The sequence below is a fragment of the Streptomyces graminofaciens genome (genome assembly GCF_030294945.1).
GTDB lineage: Bacteria > Actinomycetota > Actinomycetes > Streptomycetales > Streptomycetaceae > Streptomyces > Streptomyces graminofaciens.
Genome location: NZ_AP018448.1, coordinates 3,124,073 through 3,139,886, shown reverse-complemented (window position 1 = coordinate 3,139,886; position 15,814 = coordinate 3,124,073). Strand labels below are relative to the sequence as shown.

Annotated in this window: 9 protein-coding genes; all 9 read right to left on the bottom strand. The window is 72.8% G+C overall.

Features of this window, described 5'->3' with window-relative positions:
* Window positions 1–77: 77 nt before the first annotated feature.
* The gene (locus SGFS_RS13515) at window positions 78–1,055 is read right to left on the bottom strand and encodes a bifunctional lysylphosphatidylglycerol flippase/synthetase MprF (RefSeq protein WP_286250235.1); all 978 of its coding nucleotides are present in this window, start codon (window positions 1,053–1,055) and stop codon (window positions 78–80) included.
* The gene (locus tag SGFS_RS13510) at window positions 1,052–1,504 is read right to left on the bottom strand and encodes a hypothetical protein (RefSeq protein ID WP_286250233.1); all 453 of its coding nucleotides are present in this window, start codon (window positions 1,502–1,504) and stop codon (window positions 1,052–1,054) included. The genes SGFS_RS13515 and SGFS_RS13510 overlap by 4 nt, the downstream gene beginning before the upstream one ends.
* 38 nt (window positions 1,505–1,542) lie before the next feature.
* Window positions 1,543–2,592, bottom strand: coding sequence for an SDR family oxidoreductase (locus SGFS_RS13505; protein WP_286250232.1), 1,050 nt, complete (start codon window positions 2,590–2,592; stop codon window positions 1,543–1,545).
* 32 nt (window positions 2,593–2,624) lie between these two features.
* Entirely contained in the window at window positions 2,625–3,887 is a 1,263-nt protein-coding gene (locus SGFS_RS13500) for an aspartate aminotransferase family protein (protein ID WP_286250230.1), read from the bottom strand.
* A 30-nt stretch (window positions 3,888–3,917) separates the two neighbouring features.
* Complete coding sequence (locus tag SGFS_RS13495) at window positions 3,918–4,439, bottom strand: SRPBCC family protein (RefSeq protein ID WP_286250227.1); 522 nt, start codon at window positions 4,437–4,439, stop codon at window positions 3,918–3,920.
* Window positions 4,439–5,662, bottom strand: coding sequence for a cytochrome P450 family protein (locus SGFS_RS13490; protein WP_286250226.1), 1,224 nt, complete (start codon window positions 5,660–5,662; stop codon window positions 4,439–4,441). Before SGFS_RS13490 ends, SGFS_RS13495 begins: the two co-directional genes overlap by 1 nt.
* Before the next feature lie 116 nt (window positions 5,663–5,778).
* Window positions 5,779–6,609, bottom strand: coding sequence for an LLM class F420-dependent oxidoreductase (locus SGFS_RS13485; RefSeq protein ID WP_286250225.1), 831 nt, complete (start codon window positions 6,607–6,609; stop codon window positions 5,779–5,781).
* Between the two features lie 16 nt (window positions 6,610–6,625).
* Window positions 6,626–8,164, bottom strand: a complete 1,539-nt coding sequence (locus SGFS_RS13480; protein ID WP_286250224.1) for a class I adenylate-forming enzyme family protein — start codon at window positions 8,162–8,164, stop codon at window positions 6,626–6,628.
* A gap of 90 nt (window positions 8,165–8,254) precedes the next feature.
* Window positions 8,255–15,784: a type I polyketide synthase gene (locus SGFS_RS13475; protein ID WP_286250223.1), complete on the bottom strand. Its 7,530-nt coding sequence runs from the start codon at window positions 15,782–15,784 to the stop codon at window positions 8,255–8,257.
* Between the last annotated feature and the right edge of the window lie 30 nt (window positions 15,785–15,814).

Genomic DNA, 15,814 nt, shown 5'->3' with positions numbered 1-15,814 from the left:
GGTGAACGACAGTGGTTCAAGTGGCCTGATTGCGAAAGGAGTTGCCCTGAGCGGTGGCGGGCGGACACGTCGTCGGCTCAGATGGCGTTGGTGATGCGGAACAACTGCCAGAGGGAGGACGGCCGGGGGCCGCCCCTGAAGGCCACGTACTCGGGCTCGATCACATGCGGCGCCCATTTGAGCTTGAACGCCTGCTGGGACCGGGCCGGGTAGACGAAGGCCCCCCGGTCGGCGATCAGCCGGACCATACGGGTCAGCAGGGCGTGCGCCCCGTCCGGTTCGGGGACGAGCCCGGCGAACGGGGTGAGCCCGAGGTGGAGCCACTCGGCGCCTTCCTCGGTGAAGGCTTGCAGGGCGGCGAAGTTGATCAGCTCGACGGTGCCCACGGAGGCGTCCGGGGTGCGCCGGGTCAGGTCGTACAGCCAGCCGGGACGACTGCCGTACGCGGGCGAGTAGGAGACGTACCCGATGACCGCCCCGTCGCGTTCGGCCACGAACAGCCGGCGGTGCGGGGCGCCGCGGCCCTGGCGTTCCCCGACGAGGAACGTCATCCGCTTGACGTGCCAGCCCTTGTCGCGCAGCCACCTCCGGTCGATCTCGTCGAGTGCCGGGGGATGCTCGCCGGCGGGCACCTCGCGGACCGTCACGCCCTCGCGCCGGGCGCGGGACATGTTCTGGCGGATCTTCGCGAGCGCCTTGCCCCGCAGCGAGAAACGGGCCAGGTCGATGGCGTACGAGCTGCCCAACTGGTTGACGGTCCAGCCCCGTTCGGCGAACAGCGGCACGTCGGCGGCGCGGACCTGGGCCGCGACCAGTCGGCTCCGGGGGGCGGCCACCCGCTCCCGGAACTCGTCCAGCAACGGCCCCCGGTGCTCGGCCGGTGCGAAGGGCCCGCCGAAGAGGAACACGCTGCCGCCCCGGCGGCGGTGGGCGATCACGCCGGGAACGGAGGCGGAGGTGAAGTGGTCGACGCCGTCGTTGCAGGCGAGGAACGCACTGGGATGGTCGGCGTACCGGGCGATGTCGTCCAGGGTGTCCGGTCCAGGTGTGGTCATGCGGCGTGCGCCTCCGCGCCCCTCGCCCGGAAGGCCTTCTGCCTGCTGGTCTCGAAGTGCTCGAACGGCTCGTCGAGCGGCTTGGCGTAGTTGCCGAGCAGGCCCCGGTCGCCGAACAGATGGAGCGGGACCGCGAGGAGTGCCCACTCCGGACGCACCAGCCACGCCCACAGCAGGATCACCGCACCCGCGCTGAGCCAGGTGTGCATCACGTTGTACAGGACGTGGAACACCCGGTGGATCCGGCCGTCCTCGGAGAACGTGTAGGCGATCAGACCGGGGATGTAGCCGATGAGGTCGATGTAGGCGAACAACAGGATCGCCGGGCCCCAGCGCACCTCGCCGATGTGCCAGAGGAAGGCGACCGCCGCGACCGTGAGGGCGCCCAGGTACTCGGCGCGTGTGGTCAGGTAGTTCTGGCGGCGCCCGAAGGATCGCTCCGCGCTCATTGTCTTTTCCTCGCTCGTGAGCTCGTCGACGCGCCGGGCTAGGCCGTGGCGTACGCGCCGCGGCGGCTGCTTCTGATGATGTGGCGTACGGACGCCCGCCAGGCCTCCTCGTTGGCGTGGACGTCCGCGGCCGCCTCGCAGCCGGGGATGCCGGCCAGGGAGCTGGGCAGCGGATGCTCGTGGAAGAGCACGGCGGTCATGGCCAGCAGCCGGTCGAGGCGGCTCTTCGCCCAGTTGGGCACCACGTCGAAGAAGGCCGGGCGTACCAGCCGTTCGATGGTCTCCGGGGCCAGCAGGCGCAAGGGGTTCACCTCGATGCCCGCGGCGGCCGCCTCCTCGATGATCAGCTGGAGCACCCGGTCGGAGCGGAGCGCGTCCGTGCCGCCGCTCAGCCAGTACTCGCCCGAGCGGACGTCGGAGTCCAGCAGCGAGACGATGGCGCGGGCCACCACGTCCTGCGGCACGAAGTCGACGTAGCCGCGGGGGGCGCCGGGCACGAAGGGCAGCCGGTTGCGCAGCACGTTGCGGGTGAAGGTGTGCAGGCCCTGGGGCTCGGAGATCTCGCCGGTGACGGAGTCGCCGATGATGATCGACGGGCGGACGATCACGACCTGGGCGCCGCTGTCGGTGACGATCCTCTCGCCGGCGACCTTGGAGGCCACATACACGGCCGGGCTGCTGCCGGACTGTCCGGCGACGTCGTCGGACGCGGCGCGGATCTCCTCCAGCCGTGCCACATAGGCGGTACTGACATGGATCAGCGGGGCGTCCGCGTCGAGGGCGAACCGCGAGATGTTGCGGGCGCCCTCGATGTTGAGGGTCTCCATCTCCTCGGCGGTGCCGCTGAACTTCACCATGCCCGCGGAGTGGACGACGACGTCGACGTCGTCGCAGAGCCCGCGGTAGGTGTCGGCGTCCAGCCCCAGCCGGGGTCTGGACACATCGCCCCGCACCACGTGGTCGCATCCGGCGGGGGGCCGCCGGTAGGCCATGCCGATGGTCCGGTGGTGACGCAGCTGCGGGAGGAGCGCCGTACCGAGGACGCCGGCGCCGCCGGTCAGCAGAACGGTCTTGGCAGGTGGGGTCATGCCACGGCCTTTCGGGAGGTGTCGAAGAGAGGTCAGGAGAAGGTCTTCGCCATGGCGGACAGCGAGCCGTCGAACGCTTCCAGCAGCTGTGCCTCCTGGTCCGGCGTGAGGACGGCGGGAGGCGTGAGACGGACCACCGGGTGCGCGTTGAGCGAGTGGTTCACCAGCACCGAGCGGTCGACCATCTCCAGGAGCAGTTCCCCGGCCTGGCTGGCCTCGGCGAGCTCGATGCCGATGAGCAGCCCCTGGCCGCGTACCTCGCGGACCAGGCCCGGTGCCCGGTGGGCGGCGATGTCGCGCAGCCCGGCGAGGAGGCGGGCGCCGGTCTCGGCGGCGCGGCCGACGAGCCCCTCGTCCCGGACGACCTCGACGGTGGCGCGTGCGGCCGCCATCGCGATCGGCGCTCCCGAGTAGGTGGAGGTGTGCAGGAAGGGGTCGGCGTCGAACGGGGCGAAGGCCTCCGGGGTGGCCAGCGCGGCGGACACCGGTACGACCCCTCCGGACAGCGCCTTGCCGACGAGCAGGACGTCCGGGCGTATGCCGGCCAGGTCGCAGCCCCACCAGGCGCCGAGCCGTCCCAGGCCGGTCATCACCTCGTCGACCACGAGGAAGGCGCCGTGGCTCCGGCACAGCTCCGAGACCTCCTTGAGGTAGCCCGGGGGCGGGATGACGACACCGGCCTCGCTCTGCACGGGTTCCACCACGACACAGGCGTCCCCGTCGTCGGCCCCGAGCGCCTCGGCCAGCGCGTCGGTGTCGCCGAAGGGGATGTGCCGGACGTCCGGCAGCAGGGGCCGGAAGGGGTCCTGGTAGAAGGACTTGGCCGTCAGCGACAGGGCTCCGACGGTTTTGCCGTGGTAGCCGTTCTCCATCGAGATCAGCCGCCGCTTGCCGTGTGCCCTGGCCAGTTTGATGGCCGTCTCGGTGGCCTCCGTGCCGGAGCCGGAGAAGTGCACCCGCTCCAGCCCGGCGGGTGCCACGGAGGTCAGCGCCTGGGCCGCGAGGCCGACCGCGGGGTCGAGGAACAGCCGAGTGGACAGGGCCTGTCGCTCGGCCTGGCGCTGCACCGCCTTGACGATGTGCGGGTGCCCCGCTCCGGTGAAGAACACTCCATAGCCACCGCAGTTGAGGAATTCCCGGCCGTCGAGAGTGGTGACGCGGGCTCCCGAAGCGGACTTCTCGACCAGGCTGCCGAACATCGAGGCCAGTTGGCTGCGGCCCTTACTCAGATGTTTCCGGTGCAGGGATATGGCTTCGGCACCGGATATCGCGTCTTCGCTTATTGCGCCGCTCATCCTTGGAACTTTCGATCAGAAGGGGCATTGTCATATTCCGCTCACCTGCGGGTTCTCGCCGTTCTCCACCGCCGCCTTGATTCTGCCCAGGGTGGTGCGCATTCCGGCTCGGTTGACCGCGGCGCGGTTGGCCGGCGGGGTTCCGGTGAAGACCAGGCCGAGGAGTTTGGCCACCGGAGCGCTGCTGCCGGAGCGCCGGTCGTCCCAGTACTCCGTGATCTGGCTGCCGCCCCCGCGGGCCTCGAATCGGTAGCCCCACAGAGCCACCGGCATGCCGAACGTCCGTACCTCGAAGGCGAATTCGCGGTTTTCCTCGGCGCGTACGACGCTACACGAAGTGAACCAGAACCACACCCGCCGACGGTTGAATCCGATGAATCGCGATCCGACGTCGAACCGTCGGCTCGACGACCACACGCCCACGCATTCCGGGCTCCATTCGCCCATGCGCCGCACATCGCTCACCGCGCGATATACGGATTCGGCGGAAGCGGCGACGAAAACGCTCTCCTCGACCGTGTGCCGGCTTTCCTCGGCCGTGTGCCTCTCCATCAACTCTCCACATGTGTACGGACGGGCAGGGAACGCACCCCACGATGGAGCATGCTGGGCCGCCGGGTCAGCTCTTCCGGGTCGATCGCCAGATCCAGGACGGGGAAGCGCGCGAGGAGCCGCCCGAAGGCGATCTCGCTCTCGGCCCTGGCGAGCGGTGCGCCCACACAGTGGTGGATGCCGTGGCCGAACGCGAGATGGCCGGTCGCGGAGCGGGTGACGTCGAGTACGTCCGGGTCGGGGTAGCGGGCCGCGTCCCGGTTGGCCGCCAGGAGCCCGACGAAGACGAACTCGTCGGCCGGAATGGTCATGTCGCCGACGGGGACCGCGTCGGTGGTGCGCCGGAAGTGACTGATGTTGGCGGAGCCGTCGAAGCGCAGGAACTCCTCGACGGCGCCCGGCAGCAGCGACGGATCGGCGCGCAGTTCGGCGAGCTGGTCCGGGTTGCGCAGCAGGGCGAGAGTGCCGTTGCCGATGAGGTTGACCGTGGTGTCGAAGCCGCCGACGAAGAGCACGACGGCGAGGGATACGACCTCCTCGTGACTGAGCCGGTCCTCGCCGTCGGCCGCGAGGATCAGCGAACTGAGCAGCCTGTCGTCGGGGTCGGCGCGCTTGGCCTCGACGATCGCGCTCACCAGGGTCAGCAGCGCGTTCGACGCCTTGTTCACCACGTCCCGGTCGGCGTCGGAGGTCAGGATCTCGGATGTTTCGCGGAACTCGGCGCGGTCACCCTCCGGGACCCCGAGCAGTTCGGAGATGACCGTGCTGACCAGGGGCGCCGCGTAGTCGGCGACGAGGTCGAACTCGGTGCGGCCGGTCAGTGAGTCGAGCAGCTCGTCGGCGATCTCCTCGATCCGGGGGCGCAGCCGGTTCACCTGCCGCATGGTGAACGCCTTGCCGACGAGGCCGCGCAGCCGGGTGTGGTCCGGCGGATCCATGTTGATCATGGATTGCTGGATCGAGTGGGAGTAGTCGCGCTGACGGCTCATGTCGGTCTGGTGGAGCTCGAAGAGGTGCCCGGCGTCGGCCATGTTCTTGCTCAGCCGCGGGTCCGCGAGCAGGGCCCGGCCCTCCTCGTAGGAGGTGATCAGCCAGACCTTCAGACCGGTGGGCAGAATGGCCCGGTGGACCGCGCCCTCCTTGCGGAGCCGGTCGTAGACGGAGTGGGGATCGCGGACGAAGTCGGCGCCGAGCACCACGGGTTCGGTCGTCGGGGATGACATCGGTTGACCGCCTTTCACAGGGCTTTCTGGTGGGGGCTGTCTCGGGGGCGTCCCGGGCCTGGGCGGGGCCTCGCGGAGGCCTGGGAGGGGCCTGGGACGGTCGCGACCCGGTTCGGTCAGCGGAGGCGGTCGCCGAGGCGGAGCGCGATCCGGTCGACGGTTCTCGTCATCCGGGCGGTGTCGAGGGGCCGTACCCAGATCAGGACGCGGTCGACCCCGACGGCCTCGTAGGCGTCGACATCGCGGAGTTCGCCGCCGAAGAGGGTGACGGGGAGGGGTTCGTCGCTCCCGGGCTTGCGGGCGGTCTTCTTGAACTCGGCGATCCGGTCGAGGACTCCGGGGCGGGCCATGGGGATCCACTCGTCGCCGTACGCGATGACGCGCTCGGTGACGCCGGGGCCGTTGCCGCCGACGAGGACCGGCGGGTGGGGTGCCCGGACGGGCTTGGGCCAGGACGTGATGTCGGCGAAGTCGACGAACTCGCCGTGGTAGGAGGCGATGTCCTTGGTCCAGATCTCCCGCATGGCCTCGACGCGCTCCCGCATGACCTGCCAGCGGTCGTCGGGGTTCGTGCCGTGGTTGCGCAACTCCTGTTTGATCCAGCCCGGTCCCACCCCGAAGTTCATCCGGCCGCCGGAGAGCACGTCCACCGACGCGACCGCCTTGGCGGTGACGATGGGGTCGCGCTCCGGGACCAGCAGGATCGCGGTGCCGATCTGCAGCGTCGAGGTGGCCTGCGCGAGGGCGCCCAGGGCGACGAACGGGTCCATGCCGTTCCTGAACTCCGGCGCGAGGTTCGCGACGTCGTCCTTCTCGGGCGTGACGGCCGGGATGTGGGTGTGGTCGGGCACGAACAGGGACTCGAAGCCCCGGTCCTCCAGGAGGGCGCCGAGGTCACCGGGCGCGATGGCGTCCCGCGTGGGGAACATGACGAAGCCGAACTTCATGACGAGCCGTCCTCCTTCAGCCCGCGTGGGCCGATGTGTCCGTGGAGGCCGCCGTGCCCGCCCGGGACGACGTGTACTCGGCAGCGAGCCGCTGCCGGCCGAGCTTGCCGCTGGGCAGCACCGGCAGCTTCTCGACGACGCTGACCTCTCCGGGATGCTTGTACGCGCCGATACGGCCGGACAGATGCTCCAGCAGCGCCGCCGGCTCGACCTGGCGTCCCGGCTCCGGTTCGACCAGCGCGACCGCGCGTTCGCCGGTGGCGGTGTCGGGTACGCCGAAGACGAGGGCGGCCGCGACATCGGGGTGCGCGGCGATCGCCTGCTCGATCTCCAGCGGCGAGATCGGATAGCCCTCGACCATGATCAGATCCTTCTTGCGGCCCACGAACAGCAGACAGCCGTCCTCCCGTCGCCGGACGATGTCGCCGCTGGCGAGCCACTCCGCACGGTCGAAACGGTCCACTCCGGTCCCGTTCCACGACCCGACGGGCCGGGACGGGGTGCGCAGCAGCAACTCACCCGTCTCCTCGCCCTCCTCTGCGTCGACCCGTACCTCCACACCGGGCAGCGGCCAGCCGATGGACGGCACGTCGACGGCGTCGATCCGCGGCTGTTCGATCACGGGCGCGGCGGTCTCCGTCATGCCGTAGACGCCCGTCAGAGAGGCCCCGAAGGTCTCCGCGAAGTCCAGGCTCAGCTCGATCGGGCACGCGTCCCCTCCGGCCACACACCTCGTCCCCGCCAGGCCGGGCGCCGGTTCGGCGGCGGCCCGGGCCTCGGCGAGCAGGGCGCGGAAGGTGGTCGGCGCGCCGCCGATCCAGCCGAAGCGGTGGGTGCGCAGCATGCGCAGGATGACGTCCGGCGTGTTCGTCGCGGTCAGGGCCAGGGGACGGCCCCGGCGCAACGAGGTGAGCAGGACGAGGATGCCCCACGGGTTCATCAGGTTGATCATGTAGTACGTGGCGTCGGCGTGCCCGACGCCCTGGGCCTCCGTCAGGTCGAGGCCGGCTTCCAGGGTGGCCTGGGACAGCACGAGGCTCTTGGGCCGTCCGGTGGTGCCCGAGGTGTAGAAGATGGCGGCGAGTTCGTCCGGGCCGATGTCGTCGGCGGGGGAGGGGGCGTCCGCGAGGAGGCCGTTCCACGGCTCGGTCGTCGTGGTCCCGGCGGAGTCGAGGATCCACGCGCGCTCGACCGTCTCGCGCTTCTCGATCACATGGGCGCACGGCCCGTGGACCTCGGCCTCGCCGAGATAGAACCGGGGCGCGCTGTCCTCGATCAGCTGGTCCACCTCGCCCGCCGACAGCTTGTGGCTCACCGGCACGATCACCGCGCCGACCCGCAGACAGGCGTAGTAGACCGAGACCAGCTCGTACCGGTTGGAGAGGTGCACCGCGACCCGCTCACCCGTGCGCAGCCCGGCCTGCAGCAGCCCGGCGGCGACCTGGTCGGCGAGGCCGAGGACGGTCCCGTACGAAACGGCGTCGTCGAGGGTGACGAGCGCGGGCGCGTCCGGTTGCCGGAGCGCGACCTGCTGGAAGTCCGAGAAGATTGACATGAGTTCCTCCGGTGGATCGCCGAGTGGGGCCCCTCGGTACGGGCGCTGCGGGTGCTCGTGCGGTCCGGGTCGAGGTCGTGGGGTGGTCGTTCAGCTGGACGGGGTGGCCCGGTCGGAGCCGAGCAGGTCGGTGAGGGTGCGGGCGGTGTCGGTGACGTACTCGGTGAGCAGGCCGAAGTGGCTGCCCGGCGTGCTGGTGCGGGTCGCGAGCCCCTCCCACAGCCGGGCCCATGCGCCGTCGGGCGCGGAGGGCACCTGCTGGGCCGCCTGGACGAGGTGGACCGGTGCGTCGGGGGCAACCGGTGTCCAGTGGTTGCCGAACAGGTCGAGGTACCAGCCCATGGCGGTGAGCCCGGTGTCGTCGCGGGACCAGAACTCGCCCTGTGCCCCGGCCCACTCCCGCAGGATGTCGGCCGCCGCCGCAGTGGTGAGGGAGCCCGGCGGCAGTGTGTCGATCAGGACGACGGCCTCGGGCCGGATTCCGCGGGCCGCCAGGCGGTGGGCCGTGGCGTGCGCGACGAGGCCTCCGGTGGAGAACCCGACCAGCGTGAACGGCTCACCCCCGGCGCACCCCTCGACGGCGGTGGCCACGGCCTCGGCCACGGCGTCGGCGGTGTCGGGCAGCGGCTCGCCCTCCCGGTACCCGGGCAGCTGCACGGCCGCCACGTCGTACCGGGTCTCCAGGGCGACGGCCAGCCGCTGGTAGGTGAGGTTCGCCGCGGCGGGGATGAACGAGTCCACACAGATCAGCGCGGGTCGTCCGGCCCGGCGCAACCAGGTCGCGGTGGGGGTGTGCTCGGGCAGCGGGGGGTGGGAGAACGCGGGCCGCAGACGCGCGGCCGCCGCCAGCACGCCCACTCCCTCGCCGACCCGCCCCTGGGCGACCGCCTGACGCAACAGTGTGCCGAGGGGGCCCTCCGGCCGTTCCCGGCGGTCGGCCTCCGGCGCCGTGGGGGTGGCGGGGTCACCGATGTCGGCCAGCCGTTCGCCCAGGTGGCCCGCGAGGGCGGCGGGGGTTGGGTGGTCGAAGACCGCGGTCGCCGGCAGGCTCAGCCCGGTCGCGGCGGCCAGCCTGTTGCTCATCTCCACGGACGTCACGGAGTCGAAGCCCAGGGACCTGAACCCGGTGTCGGCGGTGAGGGCCCCGGGGTCGGGGTGGCTGAGGACGGCACTGGCGTGATCGGTGACCAGCTCCAGCAGGAACCGCCGCCGTTCGGCCTCCGACAGCCCCGCGACCCGCCGGGCCACGCCGGGCGCCGCCGTCGGCCGGGACGCCGAGGGCGCGGTCAGGTCCGACAGCAGGCGTACGAGGCCCTGGGCCCGCAGCGCGTCCAGGTCCAGGCGCGCGGGGATCAGCGCCGCGAGGTGGCTGTCGGCGCCGGTTCCGACGGCGGCGTCGAACCGGGCCAGCCCCTCAGCGGTGGGGATCGGCGCGAGCCCGGCGCCGAGGACCTGGTGGATGCCGTCCGCGCCGAGCCGCTCACCCATCGCGGAACGTTCCCCCCACATCCCCCAGGCCAGCGCGGTCGCCGGCAGCCCGTTGCCGCGGCGGTGGGCGGCGAGGGCGTCGAGGAAGGTGTTGGCGGCGGCGTAGTTGCCCTGACCCGCGAGCCCGAGGACTCCCACCGACGAGGAGTAGAGGACGAACGCGGCGAGGTCCAGATGCCGGGTGAGCCGGTGCAGATGCCATGCGGCGTCGGCCTTGGGCCGCAGCACGCCGTCCACCTGATCGGCGGTCAGCTCCCGCACGGGCCCGGGGTCCACGGTCCCGGCGGTGTGCACCACGGCGGTCAGCGGATGCTCGCCGGGGACGGTGTCGAGGAGCGCGGCCAGGGCGTCGGGGTCGGCGGTGTCGCAGGCGGCGACGGTGACCTCGGCACCGAGGGCGGCCAGTTCGGCCCGGAGTTCCACGGCACCGGGGGCGTCCGTACCCCGGCGGCTCGCGAGCAGCAGACGCCGGGCCCGGTGTTCCGTGACCAGGTGCCGGGCGACGAGGGCGCCGAGGGTTCCGGTGCCGCCGGTGACGAGGACGGTGCCGTCCGGGTCGAGGGGGCGGGGAACCGTGAGGACGATCTTGCCGGTGTGGGCCGCGTCGCGCATGAGCCGCAGGGCCCGGGGAGCCTGGCGGATGTCCAGGGCGGTGACGGGCAGCGGGGCGAGAGTGCCGTCGCGGAACAGTTCGGCGAGGTGGGTGAGGGTGCCGGAGACATGGTCGGGGTCGATGCGGAGTTCGTAGGGCCGCCGCCGCTCGTCGGGGTGGTCCGGGACGCCGTGCGCGGTCCTGCCCAGGTCGACGAGGCGACCGCCGGGGGCGAGCAACCGCAGGGAGGCGTCGGTGAGTGCGCCGCTGAGGCTGTGCAGGACGACGTCGACGCCACGGCCGTCGGTGGCGGCCCGGAACCTCCGCTCGAAGGCGGTGTCCCGTGAGGAGGCGATGCGGGAGTCGTCGAGCCCGAGGGCACGCAGCGTGGCGTGCTTGCCGGGATGCGCGGTGGCGTAGACGTCCGCGCCGAGGTGCCGCGCGATCTGGACGGCGGCCATACCGACCCCTCCGGCGGCGGCGTGCACGAGCACCGTGTCGCCGGGGCCGAGACCGGCGACGTCGACCAGGCCCTGCCAGGCGGTGACGAAGGCTCCGGGCACGGTGGCGGCCTCGGCGAACGTCCAGCCCTCCGGGATCCGGACGAGCGTGCGGTGGTCGGCGACCGCGAGGGTGCCCATGGCCCCGCCCGGGACCAGACCCGTCACCCGGTCACCGGGACGGAGGTCGTCCACGCCCGGGCCGGACTCGACGACCACACCCGAGATCTCGGTGCCGATCCGCCCGGGCCCGGGGTACATGCCCAGCGGGATGAGGACGTCGCGGAAGTTGACCCCGGCCGCCCGTACGGCGACCCGGACCTGTCCGGCGGCGAGGGGCGCCTCGGACTCGGGGCAGGGTGCGAGCAGGAGGTCGTCGAGGCTGCCCGTGGGGTGTTCGCGGAGGGTGAGGTGCCAGGCTCGCTGCCCGGCGGGAGGTACGAGCGTGGCCGCGAGGTCGGTCTCGGCCAGGCGCGGCGCCTTCAACCCGCCGCGCCGCAGGGCGAGTTGGGGCTCACCGTCGGCGAGGGCGGTCGCCACCGCCGGGACGCTCCGCCAGGACTCGTCGTGGCCGTCGACGTCGAGGAGGACGAAGCGGCCCGGGTGCTCGGTCTGCGTCGTACGCAGCAGTCCCCACGCCGGTGACTGGGCGAGCCCGGGGACGTCCTCCCCGGGCTCGGTGGCCACCGCGCCATGGGTGAGCACCACCAGAGTGCGCTCGCGGGTCCGCTCGTCGGCCAGCCACTGCTGGACGGATGCGAGGAGGTCCCGGGTGGAGCCATGGACGTCGTACGGGATGCCCGCGGCGGGGCTTCCGCCGTCGGGGCGCTCCGCACACCCCGGGTGGGCGAGGACCGTCACCTCGTGGTCCGGTCCGGCCTCCAGGGCGTCGAGGGCCTCGCCGACGTCCCCGAAGACCCGCGAGTCCGCGTCGGCGAGCGCGAGAGCGCGCCACGGCCGGGGCGAGTTCCCCTCGGGGACGATCCAACGGACGCCCCGCTGCGGCACGTCGGAGGCGGGCACGTACTCGCGCCAGTCCAGGTGGTACGGCCGTGGTCGGCGGCGGCCGGTCGTGCCGGTGCCGACCGGTCTGAGCTCCAGCGAGTCCACGGTGGCGACGGGCCGTCCGGTGGCGTCGGCCAGCCGGAGCGAGTGGCGGCTGTGACCGGAGGGTGCCGAGGCGTCCGTCGTGGTCGACAGATGGCCGCGTACGGCGGTGACGCCACTGGTGTCGTGGAGGGTCAGGCCGCCGAGGGAGAAGAGCATCCTGGGCTGCCGCTCGTCCTCGGCGGTGGGCAGGGTCGCGACGAGGCTCGCCTGGAGGCCCGCGTCGAGCAGGGTCGGGTGGAGGGCGTGTCCGGCACGTGTCTCGGGGGAGTCCGCGGGCAGAGCGGCCTCCACGTACACGTCGTCGGCACGCCGCCATGCCGCCGTGATCCGCTGGAAGGCGGGCCCCAGGGCGACGTCCTGCTCGGCGAGGTGCTTGTGGAGCGCGTCGAGGTCGACGGGCTCCGCGTCGGCCGGTGGCCAGGCCCGCAGGTCGGGCCAGTCGGGGCGGGAACCGTCGGCGGGGGCGAGGACGCCGGTGGCGTGGCGGGTCCACTCCGGTGCCCCGTCGTCGAGGCGGCCGCCGTCGAGGGGCTCGACACGGTCGGCTTGGCCGGCCGGGAGGCGGAAGTAGAAGTCCACCGGGCGCCTGCCGTCGGCCGTGGGCGGTCCGACGCGCACCTGGATGTCGACGGCGGCACGGGCGGGCAGCGGCAAGGGCGTGTGCAGGGAGAGTTCGTCGAGGCGCCCGTGTCCGAGCGCGCTCCCGGCGGACAGAACGATCTCGGCGGTCGTGGCACCGGCGATCGTCGCCGCGCCGCCCACCACATGGTCGCTCAGCCAGGGGTGGGCCTCGGTGGACAGGCTGCCGGTGAACACCCGGTCCCGCTGCCCGGCGACATCGAGCCCCGCCGTGAGGAACGGGTGCGTCAGCGGGGTCAGACCGCCGGCCCCGACCTGCTGCCGGGGTGGCGGGGTGCGCAGCCAGTAGCTCCGGCGCTGGAACGGATAGGTGGGCAGCTCCACACGCTCGGCACGGGCAACATGGGGAAGCAGCCGAGGCCAGTCGAGTTCGGCTCCCCGGACATGGAGTCGCGTCAGAGCCGCGCCGAGGACACGCACCTCGTCACGTCGCTTGCGCAGGGTGGGCGTCCACGCGATGTCGGGCGCCCCGGAACGGGAGTCCTCCGCGGGACCGGTCTGCCCCTGGCCCAGCGCGGTCAGTACGGCGTCCGGTCCGATCTCCAGGAAGGTCGTGGTGCCCTGGTCCCGCAACCAGGCGACGGCGTCCGCGAAGCGCACGGAGCCCCTCGCGTGGCGGGCCCAGTAGTCGGGCGAGCAGGCCTCGTCCGAGGTCAGGGCGGTACCGGTGAGGGTGGACACGACGGGGACGGACGGCGGCCGGAGGTCGAGTTCCGCGGCCACACCGACCAGTTCGTCGAGCACGGCGTCGACGTGCGGTGAGTGGAAGGCATGGCTGACGCGCAGCCGGTTGACACGGCGGCCACGGTCGCGCCAGTGCTCGGCGACGCGGGTGACGGTGTCACGGTCGCCGGAGATCACGGTCGAGGACGGCGCGTTGACCGCGGCCACGGAGACCTGCCGCTCATGACCGGCCAGCGTGGCCAGGACCTCCTCCTCACCGGCTCCGATCGCGATCATCGCCCCCGTGTCGGGCAGGGACCGCATGAGGCGCCCGCGCGCGGCCACGAGCCGGGCCGCGTCCGTCAGGGACATGACCCCGGCGACATGAGCGGCGGCGATCTCACCGATGGAGTGACCGGCCACGAAGTCGGGGCGGGGCCCGAGATGTTCGACCGTCCAATACAGCGCGACTTCGAGGGCGAACAGGGCGGCCTGGGTGAAGTCCGTACGGTCGAGCAGGGTGGCCTCTTCGACGGCCTCCGCCTCGGCGAACATCACCTCGCGCAGGGGGCGCGGCAGGTGTGGGTCGAGGTGGGCGCAGGCCTCGTCGAGCGCCTCGGCGAACACCGGGGAGTGCGCGTACAGTTCGCGCCCCATGCCCGCCCACTGGGAGCCCTGGCCGGAGAACAGGAACGCGGTCCGGCCGGTCACCGCGCGCACGCCTCGGGTGAGGCCCGCCGCCGGCCGGTCGCCCGTCAGGGCGTCGAGCCCGGCGAGCAGGGCGGCGCGGTCCGGGGCGGTGACGACCGCCCGGTGGTCGAGGTGCGCCCGGGTGGTGGCCAGAGCGTGGCCCACGGCGTCGAGATCGGCGTCCGGGGTGTCCGAGGCGAGCCGGGAGAGCTGCGCGGCCTGGGCACGCAGCCCGCCCGGCGAGGCGGCGGACAGCGGCCACACGATCCCGGGCAGGGCCATCGGGGGAGCCGAGGACGGAACCGGTTCTTCCGGCGCCTCGGCCGAAACCGGCTCGCGCCGCCCCTCGCCCTGAGCGGCGGCGGGAACCGACACACCGTGCGCCCTGCCCGGAGCCGCCACCGCAGCTGCCTTGCCCGGAGCCGCCACCGCGGCCGCCTTGCCCGGAGTCGCGGCCACCGCAGCCGCCCCGCCCGGCGCCGTCGACTGATTCCGTGCCCGGCCCGCAGTCGCCTCCGTGGCCGACGCCCCCCGGACGTTCTCCCGCCCGGTGGCCTCCTCCAGCACGAGGTGGGCGTTCGTGCCGGAGATACCGAACGAGGACACCCCGGCGCGCCGGGGTCGCCCGGAGTCCGGCCAGGGGCGATGGCCGGTCAGCAGCCGTACAGCTCCCCTGGACCAGTCGACCTTGGCGGACGGGACGTCGGCGTGGAGCGTCCTCGGCAGCTCGCCGTGGAGGAGGGCCATGACCGTCTTGATGACGCCGGCGACACCGGCCGCCGCCTGGGTGTGGCCGATGTTGGACTTCAGCGAGCCCAGCCACAGGGGCCGGTCGGCGGGCCGGTCCTTGCCGTACGTGTTGATGAGGGCGTTCGCCTCGATGGGGTCGCCGAGCGCGGTGCCGGTGCCGTGCGCCTCCACCGCGTCGACGTCGGACGGGGTCACGCCCGCGTCGGCGAGCGCCTGGCGGATCACCTGTTCCTGCGCGGGGCCGTTCGGCGCGGTCAGGCCGTTGCTGGCGCCGTCCTGGTTGATCGCGCTGCCCCGGATCACGGCGAGCACCGGGTGGCCGTTCGCCCGGGCGTCGGACAGCCGCTCCAGGAGCAGCAGGCCCACGCCTTCGGCGAACCCGGTGCCGTCGGCGCCGTCGCCGAACGCCTTGCAGCGCCCGTCCACGGCGAGTCCCCGCTGCCTGCCGAACTCGACGAACACCTCCGGGGTGGCCATGACCGTCGCCCCGCCGGCGAGGGCGAGCGTGCATTCCCCGGAGCGCAGGGACCGTACGGCGAGGTGCAGGGCGGTCAGGGACGAGGAGCAGGCGGTGTCCACGGTGACGGCCGGCCCGTTCAGGCCCAGCGTGTAGGCGATGCGGCCGGACGCGATACTGGTCAGACCGCCCTGGAGGCGGTATCCCGCGACGCTCGGGGCCGGTTGGTCGACCGGGGGCAGATAGGCCTGGGCCGCGGTGCCGACGAAGACGCCGGTGCGGCTGTTCCGCAGTGCCGCCGGGACGATCCCGGCGCGTTCGACCGTCTCCCACGCCGTCTCCAGCAGCAGGCGCTGCTGCGGGTCCATCGCCAGCGCCTCACGGTCGGAGATCCCGAAGAACCCGGCGTCGAAACCGGCCGCGTCCTCGACGAATCCGCCCTGCCAGGCGCGGCCGTCGTCCGGGTCGGTCATCCGGTCGAGGTCCCAGCCCCGGTCGGCGGGGAAGTCCCCGACCGCGTCCGTCCCGGTGGCCACCAGCCGCCACAGCTCCTCGGGCGAGCGGACACCGCCTGGCAGCCGGCACGCCATGGCGACCACCGCGACGGGTTCCCGCGCGGCGGAGACCAGCTGAAGGTTCCTCCGCTTCAGCTGTTCGTTCGCCAGCAGGCTGCGGCGCAGCGCCTCGGCAAGGTCGGGTTGGGGCACGGTCGACTCCGTCGTGTCGTTCACCGAGGACTTGGTACGGGTGGGTCCGTTCTG

Excerpts from the sequence above, each read along its gene's own strand:
- SGFS_RS13515 (WP_286250235.1), bottom strand. The coding sequence starts at position 1,055 with ATGACCACACCTGGACCGGACACCCTGGACGACATCGCCCGGTACGCC.
- SGFS_RS13510 (WP_286250233.1), bottom strand. The coding sequence starts at position 1,504 with ATGAGCGCGGAGCGATCCTTCGGGCGCCGCCAGAACTACCTGACCACA.
- SGFS_RS13505 (WP_286250232.1), bottom strand. The coding sequence starts at position 2,592 with ATGACCCCACCTGCCAAGACCGTTCTGCTGACCGGCGGCGCCGGCGTC.
- SGFS_RS13500 (WP_286250230.1), bottom strand. The coding sequence starts at position 3,887 with ATGAGCGGCGCAATAAGCGAAGACGCGATATCCGGTGCCGAAGCCATA.
- SGFS_RS13495 (WP_286250227.1), bottom strand. The coding sequence starts at position 4,439 with ATGGAGAGGCACACGGCCGAGGAAAGCCGGCACACGGTCGAGGAGAGC.
- SGFS_RS13490 (WP_286250226.1), bottom strand. The coding sequence starts at position 5,662 with ATGTCATCCCCGACGACCGAACCCGTGGTGCTCGGCGCCGACTTCGTC.
- SGFS_RS13485 (WP_286250225.1), bottom strand. The coding sequence starts at position 6,609 with ATGAAGTTCGGCTTCGTCATGTTCCCCACGCGGGACGCCATCGCGCCC.
- SGFS_RS13480 (WP_286250224.1), bottom strand. The coding sequence starts at position 8,164 with ATGTCAATCTTCTCGGACTTCCAGCAGGTCGCGCTCCGGCAACCGGAC.